The organism is Microcystis aeruginosa NIES-843 (genome assembly GCF_000010625.1).
Lineage (GTDB): Bacteria > Cyanobacteriota > Cyanobacteriia > Cyanobacteriales > Microcystaceae > Microcystis > Microcystis aeruginosa.
Genome location: NC_010296.1, coordinates 1,307,235 through 1,328,104, shown reverse-complemented (window position 1 = coordinate 1,328,104; position 20,870 = coordinate 1,307,235). Strand labels below are relative to the sequence as shown.

17 protein-coding genes are annotated in these 20,870 nt (G+C 45.4%); 9 read left to right on the top strand and 8 right to left on the bottom strand.

Going from position 1 to position 20,870, the window contains the following annotated elements; genetic code table 11:
• Positions 1-317: 317 nt before the first annotated feature.
• Positions 318-515 carry a hypothetical protein gene (locus MAE_RS06530; RefSeq protein WP_012264871.1) on the top strand — a complete coding sequence of 66 codons (198 nt, stop codon included), beginning with the start codon at positions 318-320 and terminating at the stop codon, positions 513-515.
• A gap of 1 nt (position 516) precedes the next feature.
• Here MAE_RS06530 and MAE_RS06525 read toward each other — a convergent pair whose 3' ends face one another.
• Both MAE_RS06525 and MAE_RS06520 read right to left on the bottom strand, forming a co-directional pair.
• A complete protein-coding gene (locus MAE_RS06525; RefSeq protein WP_012264870.1) occupies positions 517-1,683 on the bottom strand; it encodes a cysteine desulfurase family protein in 1,167 nt (388 codons plus the stop codon).
• Between the two features lie 444 nt (positions 1,684-2,127).
• On the bottom strand, positions 2,128-3,252 hold the full coding sequence (locus MAE_RS06520) for an IS4 family transposase (RefSeq protein ID WP_197533166.1): 1,125 nt from the start codon (positions 3,250-3,252) through the stop codon (positions 2,128-2,130).
• 658 nt (positions 3,253-3,910) lie between these two features.
• Between MAE_RS06520 and MAE_RS33185 the strand changes: the two genes are divergently transcribed.
• From MAE_RS33185 to MAE_RS06500, 5 genes are all read left to right on the top strand, one after another.
• The gene (locus MAE_RS33185; protein ID WP_012264868.1) at positions 3,911-4,075 is read left to right on the top strand and encodes a hypothetical protein; all 165 of its coding nucleotides are present in this window, start codon (positions 3,911-3,913) and stop codon (positions 4,073-4,075) included.
• 24 nt (positions 4,076-4,099) lie between these two features.
• A complete protein-coding gene (locus tag MAE_RS06515) occupies positions 4,100-5,422 on the top strand; it encodes a CmpA/NrtA family ABC transporter substrate-binding protein (protein ID WP_012264867.1) in 1,323 nt (440 codons plus the stop codon).
• Positions 5,423-5,618: 196 nt separating this feature from the next.
• Positions 5,619-6,446 carry a nitrate ABC transporter permease gene (gene ntrB / locus MAE_RS06510; RefSeq protein ID WP_012264866.1) on the top strand — a complete coding sequence of 276 codons (828 nt, stop codon included), beginning with the start codon at positions 5,619-5,621 and terminating at the stop codon, positions 6,444-6,446.
• 147 nt (positions 6,447-6,593) lie between these two features.
• The gene (locus MAE_RS06505) at positions 6,594-8,600 is read left to right on the top strand and encodes a nitrate ABC transporter ATP-binding protein (RefSeq protein ID WP_012264865.1); all 2,007 of its coding nucleotides are present in this window, start codon (positions 6,594-6,596) and stop codon (positions 8,598-8,600) included.
• A gap of 46 nt (positions 8,601-8,646) precedes the next feature.
• Entirely contained in the window at positions 8,647-9,645 is a 999-nt protein-coding gene (locus MAE_RS06500; RefSeq protein WP_002798612.1) for an ABC transporter ATP-binding protein, read from the top strand.
• A 300-nt stretch (positions 9,646-9,945) separates the two neighbouring features.
• On the opposite strand, the gene MAE_RS06495 is transcribed toward MAE_RS06500, so the two are convergent.
• Positions 9,946-10,572 (bottom strand): DUF2301 domain-containing membrane protein, encoded by a 627-nt coding sequence (locus MAE_RS06495; RefSeq protein ID WP_002798611.1) that lies wholly within the window; start codon positions 10,570-10,572, stop codon positions 9,946-9,948.
• Positions 10,573-10,720: 148 nt separating this feature from the next.
• Between MAE_RS06495 and thiO the strand changes: the two genes are divergently transcribed.
• Together thiO and MAE_RS06485 are read left to right on the top strand one after the other, a co-directional pair.
• Positions 10,721-12,697, top strand: a complete 1,977-nt coding sequence (thiO, locus tag MAE_RS35620; RefSeq protein WP_012264864.1) for a glycine oxidase ThiO — start codon at positions 10,721-10,723, stop codon at positions 12,695-12,697.
• Between the two features lie 60 nt (positions 12,698-12,757).
• Positions 12,758-13,204 (top strand): hypothetical protein, encoded by a 447-nt coding sequence (locus MAE_RS06485; RefSeq protein WP_231859735.1) that lies wholly within the window; start codon positions 12,758-12,760, stop codon positions 13,202-13,204.
• A gap of 54 nt (positions 13,205-13,258) precedes the next feature.
• Here the strand turns inward: MAE_RS06485 and MAE_RS06480 are convergent, their stop codons facing one another.
• Positions 13,259-14,794, bottom strand: a complete 1,536-nt coding sequence (locus tag MAE_RS06480) for a TolC family protein (protein ID WP_012264862.1) — start codon at positions 14,792-14,794, stop codon at positions 13,259-13,261.
• A gap of 201 nt (positions 14,795-14,995) precedes the next feature.
• Between MAE_RS06480 and MAE_RS06475 the strand changes: the two genes are divergently transcribed.
• On the top strand, positions 14,996-15,259 hold the full coding sequence (locus MAE_RS06475; RefSeq protein WP_012264861.1) for an addiction module antidote protein: 264 nt from the start codon (positions 14,996-14,998) through the stop codon (positions 15,257-15,259).
• On the opposite strand, the gene ggt is transcribed toward MAE_RS06475, so the two are convergent.
• The 4 genes from ggt to MAE_RS06460 form a co-directional block, all read right to left on the bottom strand.
• On the bottom strand, positions 15,256-16,800 hold the full coding sequence (ggt, locus tag MAE_RS06470) for a gamma-glutamyltransferase (RefSeq protein WP_002798604.1): 1,545 nt from the start codon (positions 16,798-16,800) through the stop codon (positions 15,256-15,258). The two genes, MAE_RS06475 and ggt, sit on opposite strands and share 4 nt — an antisense overlap.
• 955 nt (positions 16,801-17,755) lie before the next feature.
• On the bottom strand, positions 17,756-18,787 hold the full coding sequence (gene lpxD / locus MAE_RS06465) for a UDP-3-O-(3-hydroxymyristoyl)glucosamine N-acyltransferase (RefSeq protein ID WP_002798603.1): 1,032 nt from the start codon (positions 18,785-18,787) through the stop codon (positions 17,756-17,758).
• A gap of 376 nt (positions 18,788-19,163) precedes the next feature.
• On the bottom strand, positions 19,164-19,289 hold the full coding sequence (locus tag MAE_RS35615) for a hypothetical protein (RefSeq protein WP_269453971.1): 126 nt from the start codon (positions 19,287-19,289) through the stop codon (positions 19,164-19,166).
• Positions 19,290-19,432: 143 nt separating this feature from the next.
• Entirely contained in the window at positions 19,433-20,482 is a 1,050-nt protein-coding gene (locus MAE_RS06460) for a ParA family protein (RefSeq protein ID WP_012264859.1), read from the bottom strand.
• Between the last annotated feature and the right edge of the window lie 388 nt (positions 20,483-20,870).

The following is a 20,870-nucleotide window of genomic DNA, read 5'->3' as shown; positions in this document are numbered from 1 at the left end:
CGGTTTCAGCGATAGGTTATTGCCCGAATGCTTCGCCCCTACAGGACGCGGGCCGATGAAGACGCAAGGTTTTGAACCACGATTCTCTCAAAATCTTGCATCTGTGGCGGCGAAACAGAACCCTAAAACCCTTACCTCGTCTATATTTCACATTTATTCAGCAAACCCTAACTAGGATTGGTAGTCGAAAACCGTGGGCAAGAAAGAGAGATTTTTTCTCAAACTACCAATGAAAAGGTAAAGATTTAAAACAAAGTCACCCACAGTCATCGGTTTGTTTGTAAATTTAGATACAGAATTATCAGGGTGATCTGTGTATGTCTTTACTACAATACCGCACTACTGCCGTTGTTACTTGCCCCCAAGCAAACACATGGGTACAACTCAGAATGCTTCCCTCTCCATACAGCTTTGATGAAGCACTACTACTCTGTGAACAGGATCAGGGCCGTTGGGTGGCATGGATTCCCGATTTTGGCGAAATTATCTTGATCGAAGGGCAATTTGAGGGATAAACTAACTCTTGCTAACAATTAAGGCAGATAAACAGCGATCAATCACTTGTTTTAATACTAGAGCCGTCCAATCGATATCGGCTGCGCTGGTGTCCCTTCCCAGGGTTAAACGAATTCCCGCCAATGCTTCTCGATCGCTGTAGCCCATAGCTTTTAAAATTGGACTGGGGGAAAGTTTGCCACTATGACAGGCGGATCCGGAACTAATGCCGATTCCTGCTAAATTAAGCTGACGAACTAGCTGTTTTCCCGTGATGTGACTGTCATCGTCCGGACGGACAATAAAGCTGACGTGGTGGGGTAAACGATAGAATCGGTCCCCCGTGGGCAGCAGATAAGGATAATCGGCGAAGAGGTCAAATAATCGATCTCGCAGGGCTATTAAACGCATTTTTTCGCTAATTAAGTCTTTTTGGGCTAATTCGGCCGCTAAACCGAAAGCAGCGATCGCTGGTACGGCTGGGGTTCCCGATCGCAGACCTTTTTCCTGACCACCGCCCCGCAGTAATGGTAAAATATCGACACCCGCTCTGACGTATAAAGCTCCCGATCCTTGCATTCCATAAATTTTATGGCTAGAAAGAGATGATAAATCTACGGGCAGTTTCCGCACATCAATATCGCATCTTGCCGCCACCTGCACCGCATCGGTGTGAAAAAGAACACCCCTTTCTCTGGCAATGCTGCCCAATTCTTCAATCGGTTGTAAGGTTCCCACCTCACTTTGTCCGTAAATAATGGAGATTAAGACCGTATCGCTTTGAATTGCGGCTTTTAGGTCTAAAGGATTAACTCTACCTTGACGATTGACGGGAAGACGAGTAATTTGCCAACCTTGCTGCTCTAATTGTTTACAGGGTTCAGCGATCGCAGAATGTTCCACACTAGAAATAATAATATGACGGGGGCGGTTATACTGTTGAGCAACCCCGATAATTGCTAAATTATCCGCTTCCGTGCCGCCAGAAGTGAAGATAATCTGGTCCGGATTGGCATTAATTAACCCTGCCACCTGTTCTCTGGCCATTTCGATGACTGTCGCCGTATCCTGTCCCCAAGTGTGTAAACTGGAGGGATTGCCCCAATGATGCTGGAGAATAGTGGCAACCCGCTCGATTACTTGGGGATGAGTGGGGGTAGTGGCGCTATAGTCAAGATAAATTTGCATTATTTTACAATCTGAGAAATGAGAGCCAAGGACAAGCAGCTATGTTCAGTTTAGCGGCTTAGGTTTAACGCTCGATCGATTGTCGGGGCAGTTAAATCTTCCCCTGTCAAAAAACAGAGATGCCGGTTAAAGCATCCCCACAGAGTCGATTTTACCTCTCTTGTGTCAATCTCGGCAGCAGACCAGCAAAAGTCATCTCAAAGACAGAGCAAATATCGTCAACAATCAAAGTCATAAAACCGTTCTAAAAGCCTAGTAAACCCGAAAGATAGTGAGGAACGGGGAAACTTTGAGCCATCTTAAAATGAAATGACAACAGATAAAACGCTGTAGAATAATTGAAGGTTATTTAAGAGATTTTTTCAGCCCTTTCCTGAATCCCAGACAGCCAGTTTTTGATAAGAGTCTGGGATAGGTGCGACAGCTGAGAGGGGGACAAGCGAGCTAGAAGGTAGATAGGGCAAGCGATATCGCTCTTTGTCCTTTGATGTAATCCTTCAACCGATAGCGGCTAATTTGCATTAGCTCTTCTATATTTTTTGGGAACATTTGATGTAGCTGGAGCCAATGATAGAGATGTTGACCCACATAAAAACTGCTGTGTCTGCGTTGACGTTTATATCTTTTTTCAGGTCTTGTAACATATTTTTGGATTCCCATATCCTTAATTTTTTTACCTTGTAGTGTGGCACTTGTATAGGCGATAGCTATAACAATTATCAGCTTTGATAGGTATTTCGGTGCTAATTGAGAACCTTCTAAGCTATAGCCTCCCGACTTAAAATCTCGGAACATCTCCTCAATATCAAATCTTTTTTGATAGGCCATTATTGCCGTCTCTAAATCTCCAAAGTTAGTCAGAATATACCAAGGCTCTTTTGTTGGAAAACCCCGATAAGTTTTTTTCCACTTACCCGCTAAGTTAAACTCGCCAAATCCCTTCTCTTTTGTAATATTAACATCATTTAAAAATAGTTTAGTTCCTGGACTTAAACCTAAGGCTCTCATTTCTTGATAAATTCCTTCTTTTGTCTTGACATTTGTACTTTTTTTTTGTCTTAAGCAAAAGTATAAACTCTGCTTCTGAAGCCACTTTCCAAGACTGACCGAGCAAAATTCTCTATCTCCTAACACCACTATTTTATGACCTGATAGCACGGTCAATGTTTTTTCTAATACTCGCTGCTGTTCTTCGAGATTACTACTTCCTTTTTTATCTAATATCTCCCAATAGATTGGCATGGCTCTCTTGTCATAAATTAGACTCACCATCAAGATATTTATTGCTCCCCAACTTGTCCGGTCTATAGCAATATACGCTAATCCTTTTGTTGTGAATCTCTGCTGCTGTTTTAACATCTCTTTTAGGACCGGAAACCAGATTTTTTCAATATTCAGAATTTCCAGCTTTAAAAATCTTTTTAGTTTTTTTCTCCGACTCTCAAACAGGATTGGTATTGGTAAGGCTTCAGCTAATATCTCTAACTTAGCTTGCTTTAGTATTTGCAAGGTTCCAACTATCATTAACAACAGTAGATATCTGGCTCGTCCCAGTTCATTTTCTAACACTTTCTGGTATAGTTCACTTATCATTTTCGTTATTTAGGTCATATATGGTAAATATGACTTATCTTTTTTTGGAGTCTGTGTCTGTATTTTATGCTACATAAGCTTTTCAGCTTGCTTGTCCCCCTGTCAGTGCGACAGTAAGGATTAAAAGTATCGTGATCAAGACCAACGATCAAATAGGCACAGATGACTAACTGCCACTATTGACAATATTCCTAAGCATCTAATCAAGGGGAAACATCGATCGATAATAATATGCTTTCGCCCTTGGCAAGTTCCAAAGCATAACAGAGATTGTCTCAAGCTGGTCGCGTCGCTAATACTTGCGGCGATTTTTCAGTCATCGGTAAACATTAACCAGTAATCAGTGAACGGCAAACTCAAATCTGATAACTGAGTCAAGATAGCTAAAAAACCCCCATCGCCCCACCATGCGTTTCAGACAAATTTTTATGCTTTTATGACATGGCTGACAATATTTTGTAACAATCTATACGAATTTTCCTGTTGAAGACTGTAAATTTAAGTTAATTACTTTGGTAATAACCCTGAAATAAAGTGATCTTTCTAGCCCAGATGACCAAAAACCGCCCCTATCTATCTATCCACTCCTCAAAACTGTTATGCTTCTAAAAAAAAATCTCTTAGACAAAAACTATTGCTAAATCTCCCTAGATGGAGAAGCAAAAGCGATCGAGAGATAAAAATAGTTAAAGCCGCCTTACTGAATCAACAGTTACTTTCAAGAAATTTTCTCGGTTATCACCGCAGTCAGTTAGGGGAAGTAATGAGAATTTTTCACCGTTTCATCACCTTTGTTTAGTTTCTAATCACGATTTTTTAGTCCATGAGTAAACTTTCTAGACGTAGATTTATCTTCACTGCCGGGGCAACTGCCGTAGGAACAGCAATTCTCCACGGTTGCGCCACTCCCAATAATACCGCAACCAGTCCCTCCCCGGCCGGCAGTCCTGCCGCTTCCCCCGCTGCCAGTGGAGAAACTCCCGAAGTCACCACCGCTAAACTAGGTTTTATTGCCCTCACCGACGCTGCCCCCTTAATTATCGCTAAAGAAAAAGGTTTATTCGCTAAACACGGGATGCCCGATGTGCAAGTGATGAAACAAGCTTCTTGGGCTGCAACCCGGGATAACCTCGAATTAGGTTCGGCGGGTAACGGTATCGACGGGTCCCACATCCTCAGCCCCATGCCCTACCTAATGACCTTGGGCAAAATCACCAAACAGCCCGTACCGATGTATATTCTGGCACGTTTGAATACCAACGGTCAGGCGATATCGATCTCCAAATCCCACGCGGATTTAAAACTCGACCTCGACAGTTCTAAACTCAAAGAAACCCTCACCAAAGCGAAATCTGCCGGCAAAGAAATGAAAGCTGCCGTCACCTTTCCGGGGGGCAACCACGACCTGTTCATGCGTTACTGGCTATCTGCGGGCGGCATCGATCCCAATAATGACATCTCCCTCATCGTCGTTCCCCCGCCGCAGATGGTGGCCAATATGAAAGTCGGCACCATGGACGCGTTCTGTGTCGGCGAACCGTGGAACGCCCAAATCGTCTCCAAAGGCCTCGGGTACACTGCCCTGATCACTGGAGAATTCTGGAAGGATCACCCTGAAAAAGCCTTCGCTTTACGCGCCGATTGGGTGGATAAAAATCCCAAGGCGGCAAAAGCTTTAACCATGGCTGTTCTGGAAGCGCAGCAATGGTGCAACGATCCCGCTAATGTTAAGGAAATGTGCGAGATTATTTCAGGACGGGAATGGCTGAAAATTGACCCCGCCGATATCTTGGGAAGAATGCAAGGTAATATCGATTTCGGTGATGGTCGCAAAATTGAAAATAGCCCCGTAGCCATGAAATTCTGGGCTGATAACGCTTCCTATCCCTACAAGAGTCATGATACTTGGTTTGTGACTGAAGACATCCGTTGGGGCTATATTCCCGCCGATACGGACATCAAAGCTTTAGTTGATAAGGTTAACCGGGAAGATATCTGGAGGGAAGCCGCTAAAGCCCTCAATGTTCCCGCCGACCAAATTCCCACCTCTACCTCTCGCGGCGTGGAAACTTTCTTTGATGGCGTGAAATTTGACCCCGAAAATCCCCAAGCCTACCTCGATTCCCTCAAGATCAAGAAGATTTAAATCAGTGATCACTAATCAGTAATCAGTAACCCGTCAACAGTTAAAGATGATTTGCTGATAACTGGTAATTAATAACTGATAACTGAAATTCTTGCGGAGCAAGCCAAGATAAAAGCTGATCACTGAACCACTGAACCACTGAACCACTGATAACTCAACCACTGATAACTCAACCACTGATAACTGATAACTGATTATGGCTGTTTCTATTTCTCGTCGTTCTCAAGGTTCAAAATGGGTAAAAGACCTGAAAAAAAAATTACCCAAACTAGCAACTTCGGCGATTGCTTTATTAATTTTCCTTGCCATCTGGCAAATACTCTGTTTTAGTCCCGATGCCCCCCTCCCTAGTCCCACTAAAGTGGTTAGCGATACCTGGGAATTAATTATTAATCCCTTCTTCAATAATGGTGGCACGGATGTGGGGTTATTCTGGCAAATTTTCGCCAGTTTACAACGGGTGGCCGTCGGTTTTACCCTAGCCGCTATTGTCGGCATCGCCGTAGGAATTTTAATCGGTAGTAACGCCCTAATTTATGATGCGATCGATCCGATTTTCCAAATCCTGCGTACCGTTCCCCCCCTAGCTTGGCTACCCATCTCCCTAGCGGCTTTTCGTAATAACGAACCTAGTGCCATATTTGTAATTTTTATTACAGCAATTTGGCCAATTATTATTAACACGGCCGTGGGAGTACAGCAGGTTCCCCAAGACTATAAAAACGTCTCTAGAGTGCTAAAATTATCCAAAGTTGAATACTTTTTCAATATTCTTTTTCCCGCTACTGTTCCCTACGTTTTCACGGGATTAAGAATCGGTATCGGTTTATCTTGGTTGGCGATTGTAGCGGCGGAAATGCTGATCGGTGGCGTGGGAATTGGCTTCTTTATCTGGGATGCTTGGAATAGTTCCATGATCAGTGAAATTATCCTCGCCCTGATTTATGTGGGTATTGTTGGTTTCTTACTCGATCGCCTCATGGCCTACATCGCTAAATTAGTTGTACCCGAAGAAAATAAATAGGGTTTGCGGCAAAAAGTTTTTCGGTGGGGGCAGGGTGTGGGGTGTGGGGTGTGGGGTGTGGGGAGCTTTTTAAGTAAACAGTAAACAGTAAACTAAAAACTCACATCTGATAACTGATAACTGATAACTAATAACTGATAACTGAAAATGTCTGCATTTATTGAAGTCGATCACATTGATAAGGTTTTCCCTCTGCCCGATGGCCGTCAATATATTGCCCTGAAAAATATCGATCTCAGCGTTACTCAAGGGGAATTTATCTCTTTAATCGGTCACTCCGGTTGCGGGAAATCCACCCTCTTAAATATGGTCGCTGGACTCGATCGCCCGACGGTGGGAGGGGTAATTTTAGAGGGAAAAGAAATTAAAGGTCCCGGTCCCGATCGCATGGTGGTGTTCCAGAATTATTCGCTGCTGCCGTGGTTAACCGTCCGGGAAAATATCGCCCTAGGAGTTAACCGTGTGCTGCGTCATCTGCCGGCTGCTGAACGCAAAAGTGTCATCGAACATAGTATCGATATGGTACACCTGCGCCATGCGGCCAACAAACGACCGGGAGAATTATCGGGAGGCATGAAACAACGGGTAGCGATCGCCCGCGCTTTAGCCCTACGGCCAAAAGTTCTGCTACTCGATGAACCCTTTGGGGCGCTGGATGCGTTAACCAGAGGCAATTTACAGGAACGTTTGATGGAAATCGTCGAGGAAAGCCACGTTACCTGTATCATGGTCACGCACGATGTGGATGAAGCCCTATTACTATCCGATCGAGTGGTGATGTTAACCACCGGTCCGGAGGCCCATATCGGTCAGATTCTCGATGTTCCCATTCCCCGGCCCCGGCATCGTTTAGAAGTAGTTAACCACCCCAGTTACTACTCCCTCCGTAACGAGATCGTTTATTTCCTCAACCAACAGAAGCGATCGAAGAAAGTCGGCCAACCCAGCGAACCAGTAACAGTGATCGGCCAAGCTACCCGACTGAAAACCAATCCTACCATCGGTTTTATCCCCCTCACCGATTGCGCCCCGATTATTATTGCCAAAGAGAAAGGTTTCTTCGCCGAGGAAGGATTAGAGGATGTTATCCTGCAACGGGAACCCAACTGGAAAGCACTCGCCCAAGGAGTGGCCACCGGTCGTCTCGATGCGGCCCAGATGGTGGCGGGAATGCCCCTGAGCATGACCATTGGGGCCGGCAATAAGCCCTCTGTCCCCGTGATTAGCGCTTTGGTACTCAGTCGCAACGGTAACGCCATCACCCTCAGCAATAAATACAGGGAATTGGGGGTAGAAAAACTCGAGGACTTAAAGGATGCCCTCCAGCAAAGTCCCGATAAAATCGCCACTTTCGGCATGGTTCACCCTGCTTCCATGCACAATCTACTGTTACGCTACTGGTTAGCTAGTGGCGGCATCGATCCCGATAGTGATGTGAATTTAGCCGTAATTCCGCCGCCTCAGATGGTTTCCCTACTAAAAGCGGGTAAGATCGACGGTTATTGTGTGGGGGAACCCTGGAACTCCTACGCCGTTCACGAAAAATTAGGCTACGTTATCGCCACCGATCTTGATATTTGGCCCGGACACCAGGAAAAAGTCCTCGGAGTCAAGGAAACTTGGGCAGCGAAACATCCCGAAACCCATATCGCCATGGTGAAAGCTTTAATTAAAGCCTGCGAATACTGCGATGATCAGCGTAATCGAGAACATATCGTTAATATTCTCAGTCAGCCCCAGTATGTGGGTGTGGATAGGGCAATTATCCGCCCCGGTTTCCTCGATGGTTATGATCGCGGTTTAGGAACTGCCCCCGAACCCCTATTCCGATTTAATCAGTTTTACGTCGATCAAGCTAACTGTCCGGGCCGAAGTGAGGCCCTATGGACCCTTACTCAGCTTGCCCGTTGGGGTTACGCGCCTTTCCCTCGCAACTGGGTGGAAGTGATTGAACGCGTCCGTCGTCCCGATCTATTTGGCGAAGCTTGCAGGTCCCTGGGCCTTCCCGATTTGGAACCCAATCGCCACAGTTTTGCCCTCTTTGATCATCTTATTTTCAATCCCGACGATCCGATCGGCTATCTGGAACGTTTTTCGATCCGTCGCGATTATCGCGTCTCGGAAGTTCTCCTCGATGATCCCGTCGCTAATTAATGGTTGTGGTGGGCAAAGCCCACCTTAAAATAAATCTAGGACGAATATGCAAACTTTTACCGATAAGACCGTGAATTCCAGCACCACCACCCAGCCTTTTTTATTAGTTAGTAATGTTGCCAAAGAATACCCCTCTCCCGAAGGGGTTTACACCGTTTTAGACGGTGTGGAGCTGCAAGTCAATGAGGGGGAATTTGTCTGCATTATCGGTCACTCCGGCTGCGGTAAATCGACTCTTTTAAATATGGTGGCGGGGTTTTCTTCTCCTAGTCGTGGGCAAGTGCTGCTACAGGATAAAGAGGTTAAGGAACCGGGACCGGACCGGATGATGGTATTCCAAAATTATTCGCTTTTGCCCTGGAAAACTGCCTTTGAGAACGTTTATATCGGGGTTAGTTCGGTTTATCCCCAAAAATCTCACGCTGAGAAGGTGAGGATCGTGGAAGAAAATCTATCCCTAGTGGGATTGACAGAAGCAGCCCAGAAAAAACCCCCCCAATTATCGGGAGGCATGAAACAACGGGTTGCGATCGCCCGCGCCCTGGCCATTCGTCCCCAAGTCCTCATCCTCGATGAACCCTTTGGGGCCTTAGATGCGATCACCAAAGAGGAATTACAGGAAGAATTGCTGAAAATCTGGCAAGAACACCAGTTAACTGTGTTGATGATTACCCACGATATCGATGAGGCTTTGTTCTTGTGCGATCGCTTGGTGATGATGACCAACGGCCCGAGCGCTAAAATCGGTGAGGTGTTAAAGATGCCTTTTGCTCGTCCCCGGGTTCGTTCCCAAATCACCGAGGATCCCCGTTACTACGAACTCCGCAATGAAGCCCTCGATTTCCTCTACAATCGTTTTGCCCATTCGGAGGATCCCAACGAGGATGCCCCCGAAGAACCCCGCACAGAAAATCTCGTGGGTAAAATTGTTGCTACTATCGGTGGCATAGCCTTACTCGCTTTTGTCGGTTTTAGTCTGATACAAATGTTCACCAGCAAGACTCCCAATACCGCTAATCCCGCTACCATAGAGGCCCCCAGATAGGTAGGGTTTGCTGAAAAAGTTTGTCGTGGGGGCAGGGTGTGGGGTGTGGGGTGTAGGGTTTTACCGATTTTGAGGTAGAACGTAGGTTGGGTTGAAGCATGAAACCCAACGCCCGCATAGTTTACGCTACCGCTAACCCATCCTACAAATATAGCGGTTCTCACACCTGTGTGGCACAGTTAAACCTTTGCTAATTAAGCTTTTCAACATCGATAATGTACCTCTTGCGAACAGTAAACGCTATAATTGTGCCTCCCTACTTAGTTGAGACTCCGAGACTCCGAGACAGTTATCAGTTCATCAATGGTTAAGATGTTCAAAGACTGATTTATCACCGATATCGTTGGGGAGAGGTTGGCTTAACTTTCTCAGAGCAAAGATCAAGAATAAAGTCGCCCAGAGAATTAATAGCCCCTTTTCCCAATTTAAGGGCAATATCCCCAAAAGATGACCGAGTAAAAGGGTGGGAACTAGAGGGGTTAAAAACTTGGTTTCTAGACGATTAAAACAAAAAGCTTCTTTGAAATAAATCCCCGTGAGACTAGCAAAAATAAAGCCCACACCGAATAAACTCACCGGATGGTTATAGACAAATTCTAGGGGAGAAAGGTGAGAATAGAGGCTGAAAATTAGGGAAGTAATCGCCCCAATTAGCCAAAAAACTTGCAGGAGACGATGGAGGGGAATTAAATAAATATGGATAGTCAATAAACTGATGCCTAACCCCAGACAAAAACCCATGTATAAAAGGTTAGTCAGGGGCAGTAATTGCGGTCGGGTGAGAACTATAATTGTAGCGACAGCGAAACTAAAAGCCGCTAAATTTAAACCCAGACGGTAGAGACGCACCCCTAGGCGATCGCTATCCGTAATCGTAAACTCTCCGAATTGACCTTGATAAACTCGATCGACAGCAGGGGAAGTCATAATGCTCTAAAGAAAAAGGGAAGCTTAGAAAAGATTGACTAAAAATCATCTTAATCTTAAATTATGCCAGTAGCCTCACTTCTCCCTCCTCTCGGCTGACTAATTGCGAGTTAGGATCAAGGTTACATTTCCTTTAGATTTTTAAGCCATGTCGTTGAACCAAGAATCCCTCGCTTTTAGCCATGGGAGGGTCAAGAACTCAACTAGCGAAATTTTGATCGTGGGCGGTGGTATCATCGGATTAGCGATCGCCGTCGATTTGCAATTGCGCGGGGCAAAAGTTACCCTCCTAGTTCGAGATATAGCTCAGGCCGCTAGTCGTGCGGCTGCGGGAATGTTGGCCCCCCATGCGGAGGGGATTCCCCCGGGTCCGTTTCTCGATCTTTGTTTACAATCGCGCTGGCTATATCCAGAGTGGAGCCGCAAAATCGAGGATTTAACGGGAATAAACAGCGGCTACTATCCCTGTGGTATTCTTGCTCCCGTTTACGAGCTAGATCAGCCTTTTACTACCGAGGAAGTTAATAAAATTTGGTTAGACAGCAATGCAGTTCACCTCTACCAACCCGGACTAGGTAAAGATGTGGTCGGTGGTTGGTGGTATCCTGACGATGGACAAGTGGACAACCGGCAGCTAGTGACTGGGCTGCAACAAGCGGCCGAAAATTTAGGGGTAGAAATTCGCCAAGGCATAGAAGTCCACGCCATACAGCAAAAGCAGGGAAAAGTCAAGAGTATTTATACCTCAATTGGGGAATTAGAAGCAAAAATTTACATTTTAGCGGCGGGAGCCTGGACGAGTCAACTTTTACCCCTCCCTATCCATCCCGTCAAAGGTCAAATGGCCGCAGTAAAAATGCCCCCTAACCAGACCTTAGCTAGGGTTTTATTCGGTCCGCAAACCTATCTAGTTCCCCGTCGCAATGGTCGTTTAATTATCGGGGCCACTTCCGAAAAAGTGGCCTGGCAAACGGGTAATACACCCCAAGGACTACAAACCCTTTTTGAGCGGGCCACCCGTCTCTATCCCCCTTTAGCTGACTGGGAAATCGAGGAAATGTGGTGGGGATTCCGTCCGGGTACAGCGGATGAATTACCCATTTTAGGCCGCAGTAGCTGTGATAACCTGATTTTAGCCACCGGTCACTATCGCAATGGCATTTTACTCGCCCCTGTCACTGCTTCCTTAATCGCTGACCTGGTGATTAATGACAAAGTTAATCCCATTTTGACCCATTTTAGCTGCGATCGCTTTAAGCGACCATCACCCCTTACTATTCCACCTATGTCCTTAACTATTATTGAGAATAAACCCCAAGCACTTTTATCGCCCCAGAATGATCGCCTCACCATTGCAGGGAAAACCTTTCACTCCCGCTTGATGACTGGGACTGGCAAATATGCCAATCTGACCACTATGCAGGAAAGTATTACTGCCAGTGAATGTCAGATCGTCACCGTCGCCGTTAGACGAGTACAAACGAACGCACCCGGCCATGAGGGATTAGCAGCGGCGATCGATTGGTCGAAAATCTGGATGTTACCCAACACTGCTGGTTGTCAAACGGCCGAAGAAGCGATTCGGGTGGCCCGTTTAGGGCGAGAAATGGCCAAATTATTGGGACAGGAAGACAATAACTTTATTAAACTCGAAGTTATTCCCGATCCTAAATATTTATTACCCGATCCGATCGGAACTTTGCAAGCGGCCGAACAATTAGTTAAAGAAGGTTTTGCCGTACTGCCCTATATTAACGCCGATCCTCTCTTGGCCAAACGTTTAGAGGAGGCTGGCTGCGCCACGGTTATGCCGCTGGGATCGCCGATCGGGTCGGGACAGGGCCTTAAAAATGAGGCAAATATCGCGATTATCATCGAATCGGCCCAAATTCCCGTGGTGGTAGATGCCGGGATCGGTACACCCTCAGAAGCGGCCCGGGCCATGGAAATGGGTGCGGATGCTTTATTAATTAACAGTGCGATCGCTATGGCGGCCAATCCGGCTATGATGGCCCAAGCCATGGCAATGGCGGCAAAAGCGGGACGTTTAGCCTATTTAGCGGGAAGAATGCCGATTAAGTCCTATGCTAGTCCTAGTTCCCCCCTGACGGGAACGATCGCCTAACCCAGTGATCTTAAGCTGGCAATGGGCTGTTTTCAGCTATCGTGGGCGGGGCGAGAAAAATTGACTAGAATAAAAGAGGTGGAATCACGATCGAGAGTCTGCCGGGTAATTACCGTCATGGCCGCCAATGCTGAGACTACATTTTTTGATCACCGAGGTATATTGGCGATGATCACTAAAAATTCTTTATTATCAGGTTTGTTTCTGGGTCTGGGTTGGGTTTGCGTTAGCGGCAACCTAGTCTTGGCCCAATTGCCTATCAGTGAGCGTTGTTTAGCGGGGGCTGAATCCTGCGCTTACCAAAAATATCCCCAATACAATCAGCAATTAAACTTTCGCACCAGTCCCCAAATCGAGCAGCGGCGACAGAACACGATCGAAAATCAATGCGGTAGCATTAATTCCTCTCGTTGTAATAATCTGCGTCCGCAGGTGCAAGAGCTACAGGAAACTCCCACCCTGCAGCAATTGCGGGAACAACAGATTAGAATTATCCAAACTCGTTAAAATAGGGGAGATTTGGCTATCTCCCCCCACACCACACCGCGATAAATCCCACAATTAACGCACTTCAAACAAACGATTATCCGGTAAATTACTAATCGCTCGCTGGAGACTATTCAAGGATCTATTGTAATCGACGATCGCCTGTAGATAACGGCTTCTGGCATCGGTTAAATCCCGTTGGGAGTTGATCACATCCGTTTGGGTTCCCACACCCGCCTGAAAGCGTAAACGGGCTAATCGCAGACTTTCCGTGGCGGATTCAATGCTTTTTTGCGAAGTTTTGATGTTTTCTTGGTTAGAAATCAAACTATAGTAGGATTCCTCCACTTGAAGGCGAATTTCATTGCGACGGGTTGAAAATTCCGTATCGGCGCGATCGATATTTCTTTCCGCTTGACGAGCGCGAGCAAAAGCACGACCACCATCAAAGAAAGTCCAACGAATCCGGCCACCGACCCTAAAACCATCGCCAAAACCAGCTTCATCACTGAGATCGTTGAGGACATTATACTCGCCCAGAAGGTCCACTTGGGGAATCACCGCCGAAATGGCGATCGAGCGGTCTTCTGCGCTAATTTCCCGTTGTAAGAGTTGTTGTTCTAATTCTGCGCGATTTTTGTAGGCCAAAACGATACTATCATCAAGACTCAAGCCCCAAGTTCCCGCCTCGCGAATCTCATCGGCAGCGGTTAACTCGATGTGCTGACCGACACTTAATATCTGTGCCAGTCGCCGTCGGGAAATACGCTGGTTAGAAATCGCCCGGGTTAAGTCTTGGTTAGCGTTGGCTAGGTCAACTTCCGCCTGTAGGACAGCAAATCGGGTTCCTAGTCCCGCTTGCTCCAATAATTGAGCATCCCGTAAACTTTGACTAGCATCTTCGATCGAGGCTTGGGCGATCGCTACCTGAGCGTCACCCCTTTGTAATTCATAATAGGCATCGGTGGCATCAAAACGAGTTTGTTCCGAGACTCGTTCCACCTCTAATTCCTGTTGCCGGATCACTTTTTCGGCCCTTTTGATCTGGGCTGCCCGTTCACCCCCTGTATAAACCCCATAGACGATCTGAACACTACCCTGAAGGTTGGTACTATCCTCGGGTGTAACTGCTGGGATGCCCTGTTGACGAGCCAAATTATTCTGTCTTTGGGCAGCTGCCGATTGATCTTGAGTGAGACTGGTTTCCGCCTGGGCAGTGGGCAATAAAGCCGCCTGTTGTTCCTTTAATTGGGCGCGAGCGATTTCCAAATTAATCCGGGCGGTCTGTAAGGTCTGATTATTTTTTAAAGCTAATTCGATCGCTTGATTTAAGGTGAGCGGTTGTACTACCCTAATATTCACCTCATCCGGTTTGGTGGGAAAAATTAGGGGATTGCCACTAGGATTAAGATAATTAGGGGCTTTGGGATCCGCTTCCGTGGTTGCCGGTGCCGCCGATGGACCGGGTAATTGAGAAACTGGATTGGCAGTAGGTTGCGGTTTCTTCAATAAATCGGCAGCGGACTGAGTTTGTGCCTTAACCGAGGATTCAGCCAAGAAAATCAACCCAAGCACCGCACTCACGGTAATACCATAACGCAAGAGCAACATGAGTATCTCGAAAGTAAACAGTAAACGATAAGAAGTAAATAAGCTCACACCACTATGTTGGCCGATTACTAATTACCGATAGTAACACGGGAGCATGAAAGCCACCGTCTTTTAAGCACCAGCTAAAATAAGATTCGATTGATTTTGAACGGGACATTAGAACAGCATTAGATTTAGCCCAATACTTATAGGAGGTTCTCTATGGCTACAATTCAGACTTATCCTTGGGATGCAGCAGATCATTTGAAAACAAAAGAAAATATCGCCGCTTATCTGGAAGCTGCCCTCGAAGAGGGCGATCCTAGCTTAGTAGTGGCAGCATTAGGCGATATTGCTCGTGAGACGGGTTTGGGACGGGAGAGTCTCTATAAATCTTTGTCGAATCAGGGTAATCCAGAGTTTGCTACAGTTCTTAAGGTTTTGCCAGCACTTGGGTTACGCCTGCAAGTTGTACCCATTACCTAAAAATCCCTAATCACTAATCCTACTCCATCCCGACGCGGATCGCCCGTAGCGGTTAATTCCCCCCGATCATTCACTGCCACCCCATGCACACCCCCAAAAAACATATTTTGTTCTTGCCAACGGGATACTTGAGTATTTGCGGGTAAAACCAGATTTTTGAGCATATTTTCCCGATCTTCTAAAGGTTCAATTCCTAATTGTTGATTTTCCCAATGTATGCGCGAGGCAGCGATCGCATCAGCTAAAGATTGCCGAAAATCGATTAAATTGCTAATAACCTGCAAAATAGCGGTGCGAATGCGATTGGAACCCCCAGAACCGAGAACAAATCGCGGCTTTCCTTCCTCTAAAATCATCGTCGGGGACATCATTGAGGATAAACGACGATCAACCGGCCAATTGTGAAAACCAAAGGGATTTAAGTCCGCTTCCCCGATCATATTATTGAGCATAATTCCCGTCCCCGGCACGGTATAAGCTGATCCTTCCCCGTTGGAAAAGGTGGCACTGGCGGCATTACCTTCCCCATCGATAACACTAATATGGGTGGTACTGCCCCATTTATTGGGATATTTGCCTAAAAATTCCGACGAGAGGAATTGCTCTTCGATTCCCTCCTGATGGATAAAATTATCGTAGCCTTGGGCGCGCGCTTGATTGGTTAAGGCCATCACCTCCGTTAAAATTTGCAGATGTTTGGCTCCTAGATGCTCTAAAGCCGATAAATTAACTGCTTCTAGTAATTTTAGGGCAAAAGCTAGGAGAATTCCCCCAGAACTAGGAGGCGGATTAGTCAGTATTTCGTAACCCCGATATTCGGTTTTTAGGGGTTTTCTCTCAAGGACTTGGTAATGATTTAAATCCTCTAGGGTGAGATAACCACCCTCCTGCATATCCTTGGCGATTTGGTGGGCGATTTCTCCCTCATAAAAGTCTTTTACGCCTTTTTTGCTTAATTCCTCTAAGCTGTTGGCAAAATCCCTCATCACACAGCGATCGCCAGCTTGGAGGAGTTTTCCTTGGGGAGCATAGACTTTTAAGCCCTCTCTATCTTTGAGCAGGATCGAAGCGAGTAAACCCAGGCAAAAGCCGTTATATTGGCTCAAAATGTAGCCTTGTCGAGCATATTCGATCGCTGGTTCCGCTACCACGGCAAAGGGCAATTTTCCCAGTTTTTTCTGCACTGTTTCCAATCCCCGTAACGCCCCAGTCGTAGCGATCGCACCTCGGCCAATGTGAAAATCTTGACTAGCACCACCAAAATCGATCGCCACTGGGTAAAAGTCGATATTTGTCAAGGGTTTTTTATATTTTGGAGTTTGACAAAAAAAATCAAAAAGGGTATTGACTTTTTCTTTGGTATGTGCTAGTAAAAAACCGCCGCCCCCCGCCGAAGCGAGGGTGAATTCGACCACGAAAGCCGCTAAAATCGAGCCAACTATCGCATCGAAGGCATTTCCGCCCATTTCTAAGATTAATTGTCCAGCTTCGGCAGTTTTTGGATGTCCTGCGGCGATAGCGCCCTTGCTTTTGCGAGTCACTTTGATCGGGGTGTGGGGTGTGGGGTGTAGGGTGTGGGGTGTGGGAAGTGGGGTGTGGGGTGTGGTGCGATTCGTTGGCTAGAAACTAGACAGTAAGACGTTTAGAGGATTAGCCGCTTGGTAAATGTAGTACCTTGATAACTTTATAACCCTACAGGTGCGGGTTAGTAATAACCTTAGTCCTGTCCTCTAGATGCCTAGAGTGACGGCATTTCCTGCTGCTTTAGACTTGGTACATCTGAGGTAGTGAGCGAGGAAAAAAAGCGGTATCTGATAGCCTAAATCAGAAACCCGTTGAGCCAGAACCTATGGATAGCCCTGGGGCGAAGATACGAATTAACCATCGTCAACACCCACGAGCCAAAAGGCTGACAGGCTCGAAACAAAAGTTAACAGAGTTGGGGCTGATAGCTCATACCACTATCAGTAAGGCATTCCCGTTACTCTGTTGTGGACAGTATCATCCTAATGGTTCAACCAATGGTTATAGGGAACGAAGTAACCCTGATTGACTCTGCCCGTTTGGGGCAGTAGGAAACCATCCGCAAGTCAATAGAGGGAGAGGATGTCCTTAAAAGCCAAGGCTTTGAGTAATATCAAAGATATGCTGACAAAGGACGGGTAACTAGGAAGTCTAAGCAACAATCAACGGTCATATACGCCCTAAAACCAACAATCTTGTCTGGTGGGGATACAGCCAAGAGGGTTGAATAGACAAGGAAATAATAATTCCCATTATTATTCTACTAATGACAGTAGCCTAGTTACTCAGGAGCCGGATACGGCGAAAGTCGTAAGTCCGGTTTTGAAGCAGGGGGTGGGAAGGCGACTTCCTGCTCTACTGTAACGGAAGTGGGGTGTGGGGAAGTGGGGAAGTGGGGAAGTGGGGAGAAGGGAGAATAAATAAAAATAATCTCCTGTCTCCTGTCTCCTGTCTCCTGTCCCCTGAATAGGGCTATTTTTTCAACTGCTTAACCGCTTGATAGATTTCGGGTAAACGCTTGTAAGCGGCTGCTACCTTGAGGAATAGTTTATGCGGCATAGCGGGAGAGCCAGAAACCACTTCTCCTGCCCCGATATCGTTGTGAATGCCAGTTTGGGCGGTTGCGATCGCACCATCCCCGATCGCTGCTTGATTGGCAATGCCCACCTGTCCTGCTAAAATAACGCGATTGCCCAATTTTACGCCTCCTGCCATGCCCACCTGTCCTGCTAGGGCGCAAGCTTGGCCAATTTGGCAATTATGGGCAATATGGACGAGATTATCGATCTTAGTCTGGCTACCGATGCGGGTTTCTCCCACTGCCGGGCGATCAACGGTGCTATTACAGCCAATTTCTACCCCATCTTCTAAGACCACGATACCGGATTGTTCCATCTTAAACCAGCCTTCGGGAACCGGCACAAAACCGAAGCCCTCAGCACCGATAACGGCGCCACTGTGGATAACGCAATCATTGCCGATTTGTACCCGTTCATGGATGGTACAGTTAGCGTGGAGAATTGTGCGATCACCAATATGCACCCCGGGGTAAATAACGGCGTTAGGATGAATGCAAACACCATCACCGAGGGTGACATTGGCTTCTACCACGGCATGGGCCCCGATGGCGACTTTATGGCCGATTTTAGCCGATGGATGCACCACGGCGGTGGCGTGAATGTAGGGTTGGGGCTGAAAGGGTTGATAGAATAATTTGATGGCGTGGGCGAATAAAAGTCGGGGATTGGCACTAGCTAACCAAGCGATGCCGCGTTCGTCGGCCTGTTGTTGTAAATTGCTATCCAGGGGCAGAATTAGGGCAGTAGCGTCAGTTTTGGCGACAAAGGAAGCAAATTTTCCCCCTTCGATATAGCTAATGGTATCGACTAGGGCGGTTTCGATGGGAGTTATGGCTTTAATTTGGGGATTTCTGTCGGGATAGGCGGTCAAACTCTGGGATTGTACTAAAGGACTTAATTTTTGGGCAATTTCACTAAATTTCATAAATATATATTGCGATCGAGATAGGGCTTATCCTAGGATAGTTTAAAACTATACCGATAATCTTGTCGTTATTATAGTCAAAAAAGTTGCCAGTTTTTCAGGGAATAATCCCTTAGTTTGATAAGGATATCATGTCAAGATAACTATGATTTTTGATCAAGTTTTGTCTTGAGATTTATATTTAATATCAAGCCGTTTTCGCTGCTGATGAGGATTTTGAACTAGACGAAAGCGATCAAGTTTTCTTGATCGCTTTCCTGTTATCTAGCATCGATCTGTTAGATGGAGTTCAGTGTAACAAAAATGTAGAGCTAATGTAGAGCGATTGCATTATTTTTGAAACTATCTACATCGTCAGTAATAAATTAGCCAAGTATTAATCAAGAGAAGATTGGCTCTTCGGGACTTGGTATGGTTCGATAGGGGGGCATAAATCGACTAAATCCTTATCTGGCAAGGGATTTAATTGATTAGTTCGCTCTAGATCGAAAATAATTGACAAAAATTGCGGTAATGTCTGTCTCTATAAGGGTTTCATTCCTTATAACCCCCGTCTATTGCATAACACAAACCGAAGAGCCAGAAGATTCGATTATTTTTCATAGTTCTGTAATTTTTGTTCGTATTTTGTGGTGCAATCAAATTTTATAATCTTGCGACAAGTTTTTTAATCACACTATGGCATTTTGTTCTCTGGTCTTTCGAGACCTGTATATCTTCTTTATAAACTAAATAATGAGGTGTATCTAACATTTTGCTCAAGGGTAATCCTTGATTGGCGGATACTACTCCAGCACTATTAAAATCTCTTATTTCATAGTTATATGCTTTTTCAAACTGTGCTTCATCATAGTTGTATTTGTCCCCATCAACAAAACGACATTTATTTCTTTGATACTCTGAAAACATTTTTCTGACAGCCTCTTCTGACAATGCTTTAAAAGCGTGGGCGGTACCACTTTTCTGAGTAAATCTATTTCCCAAAAGCAAGGCGATTTTGGGTCTCTCTAGCCCATACTTATGAACTTTATTGGCAAATGTATAATTACCATATACGGGATGTTCTTTTTCTGTTCCCCAAACTAGATTAAACAACCCAGATATGGCATAAATTGAAGAATCATCAGCATTTATAGGAATCAATAGTTTCTGTCCTGATAAAATTGCAATTTGTGTATAAATTGAAAAACTAGGATTAGTATCAATAAAAAATGTAGTGGGCTTACCAAAAATAGAGCGTTCTGTAAAGTTCTTCATAATAGAATGTATTTCAACCCAGGGAGAATCTGCACTTGATAGGGGTACTGTGTTTGCTCTGTCTGCTAAAAGAGGCGCAATTAACTCAAGATTTCCATCACCACACATTAAAAAAATATTTGGTGACAAATTATCATTAATTGCTTTTAATTGAAGCAAGTATCGATTAGCATCACTTGTATCTTTCTTTAAAGCACTATCTGTCAAATAGCCAACTACGGTTCTAGGAGTCTCTTTAATAATTAGCTCTTGAAGATAGTTTTCAGCTTTCATTCCACCGCCCATAAGCATTACCGAGGAATTTGCTTGTGGACACATATCTATAACTACAACATTTCGATCTAAGTTTTCTTCTGCATACATAGATGCAACGTGAAAAGTAATAGTGCTTTTGCCAACTCCGCCTTTATTGTTCCAAATAACGTAGCTTTTATTCATAAATACCTTTAGTGCTAATTTTCATTCTCGCCTAACCTAATATGACAAGCGAAGTGTTCTGATTGTATCATAGACTAAAAATAATTGTCTATGGGACAGTGTTTTCTATAAGTGTTACAGCAGCTATCTTAATGGTGAGATGCGAAGTTGTCGTTTTAGTGAGTCAGGAGTCAGGAGCTAGGAGTCAATTTTAGGAGAAAGGCTGTAAAAAAGCACAAATAAAAGATGATAGACCGAAAAAAGCGAGCCAAAGAAGGCAGAAATCTGGAAAACTAGCTCAAATCTAGGCCAAGATTAAAGACAATCAGCCTGATTTCTTGCAGAAACTATCTACTAGAATTGTCCGTGAGAACTAAACGATAGTTCTAGAAAATTTAGAGATGGTAAG

What these genes read in the sequence shown, in the direction of transcription:
- MAE_RS06525 (WP_012264870.1), bottom strand. Translation starts at nt 1,683, where the DNA reads ATGCAAATTTATCTTGACTATAGCGCCACTACCCCCACTCATCCCCAA.
- MAE_RS06495 (WP_002798611.1), bottom strand. Translation starts at nt 10,572, where the DNA reads ATGACTTCCCCTGCTGTCGATCGAGTTTATCAAGGTCAATTCGGAGAG.
- MAE_RS06460 (WP_012264859.1), bottom strand. Translation starts at nt 20,482, where the DNA reads ATGAATAAAAGCTACGTTATTTGGAACAATAAAGGCGGAGTTGGCAAA.
- ntrB (WP_012264866.1), top strand. Translation starts at nt 5,619, where the DNA reads ATGGCTGTTTCTATTTCTCGTCGTTCTCAAGGTTCAAAATGGGTAAAA.
- thiO (WP_012264864.1), top strand. Translation starts at nt 10,721, where the DNA reads ATGTCGTTGAACCAAGAATCCCTCGCTTTTAGCCATGGGAGGGTCAAG.
- MAE_RS06475 (WP_012264861.1), top strand. Translation starts at nt 14,996, where the DNA reads ATGGCTACAATTCAGACTTATCCTTGGGATGCAGCAGATCATTTGAAA.
- lpxD (WP_002798603.1), bottom strand. Translation starts at nt 18,787, where the DNA reads ATGAAATTTAGTGAAATTGCCCAAAAATTAAGTCCTTTAGTACAATCC.
- MAE_RS06500 (WP_002798612.1), top strand. Translation starts at nt 8,647, where the DNA reads ATGCAAACTTTTACCGATAAGACCGTGAATTCCAGCACCACCACCCAG.
- MAE_RS06530 (WP_012264871.1), top strand. Translation starts at nt 318, where the DNA reads ATGTCTTTACTACAATACCGCACTACTGCCGTTGTTACTTGCCCCCAA.
- MAE_RS06480 (WP_012264862.1), bottom strand. Translation starts at nt 14,794, where the DNA reads ATGTTGCTCTTGCGTTATGGTATTACCGTGAGTGCGGTGCTTGGGTTG.
- MAE_RS06505 (WP_012264865.1), top strand. Translation starts at nt 6,594, where the DNA reads ATGTCTGCATTTATTGAAGTCGATCACATTGATAAGGTTTTCCCTCTG.
- MAE_RS06515 (WP_012264867.1), top strand. Translation starts at nt 4,100, where the DNA reads ATGAGTAAACTTTCTAGACGTAGATTTATCTTCACTGCCGGGGCAACT.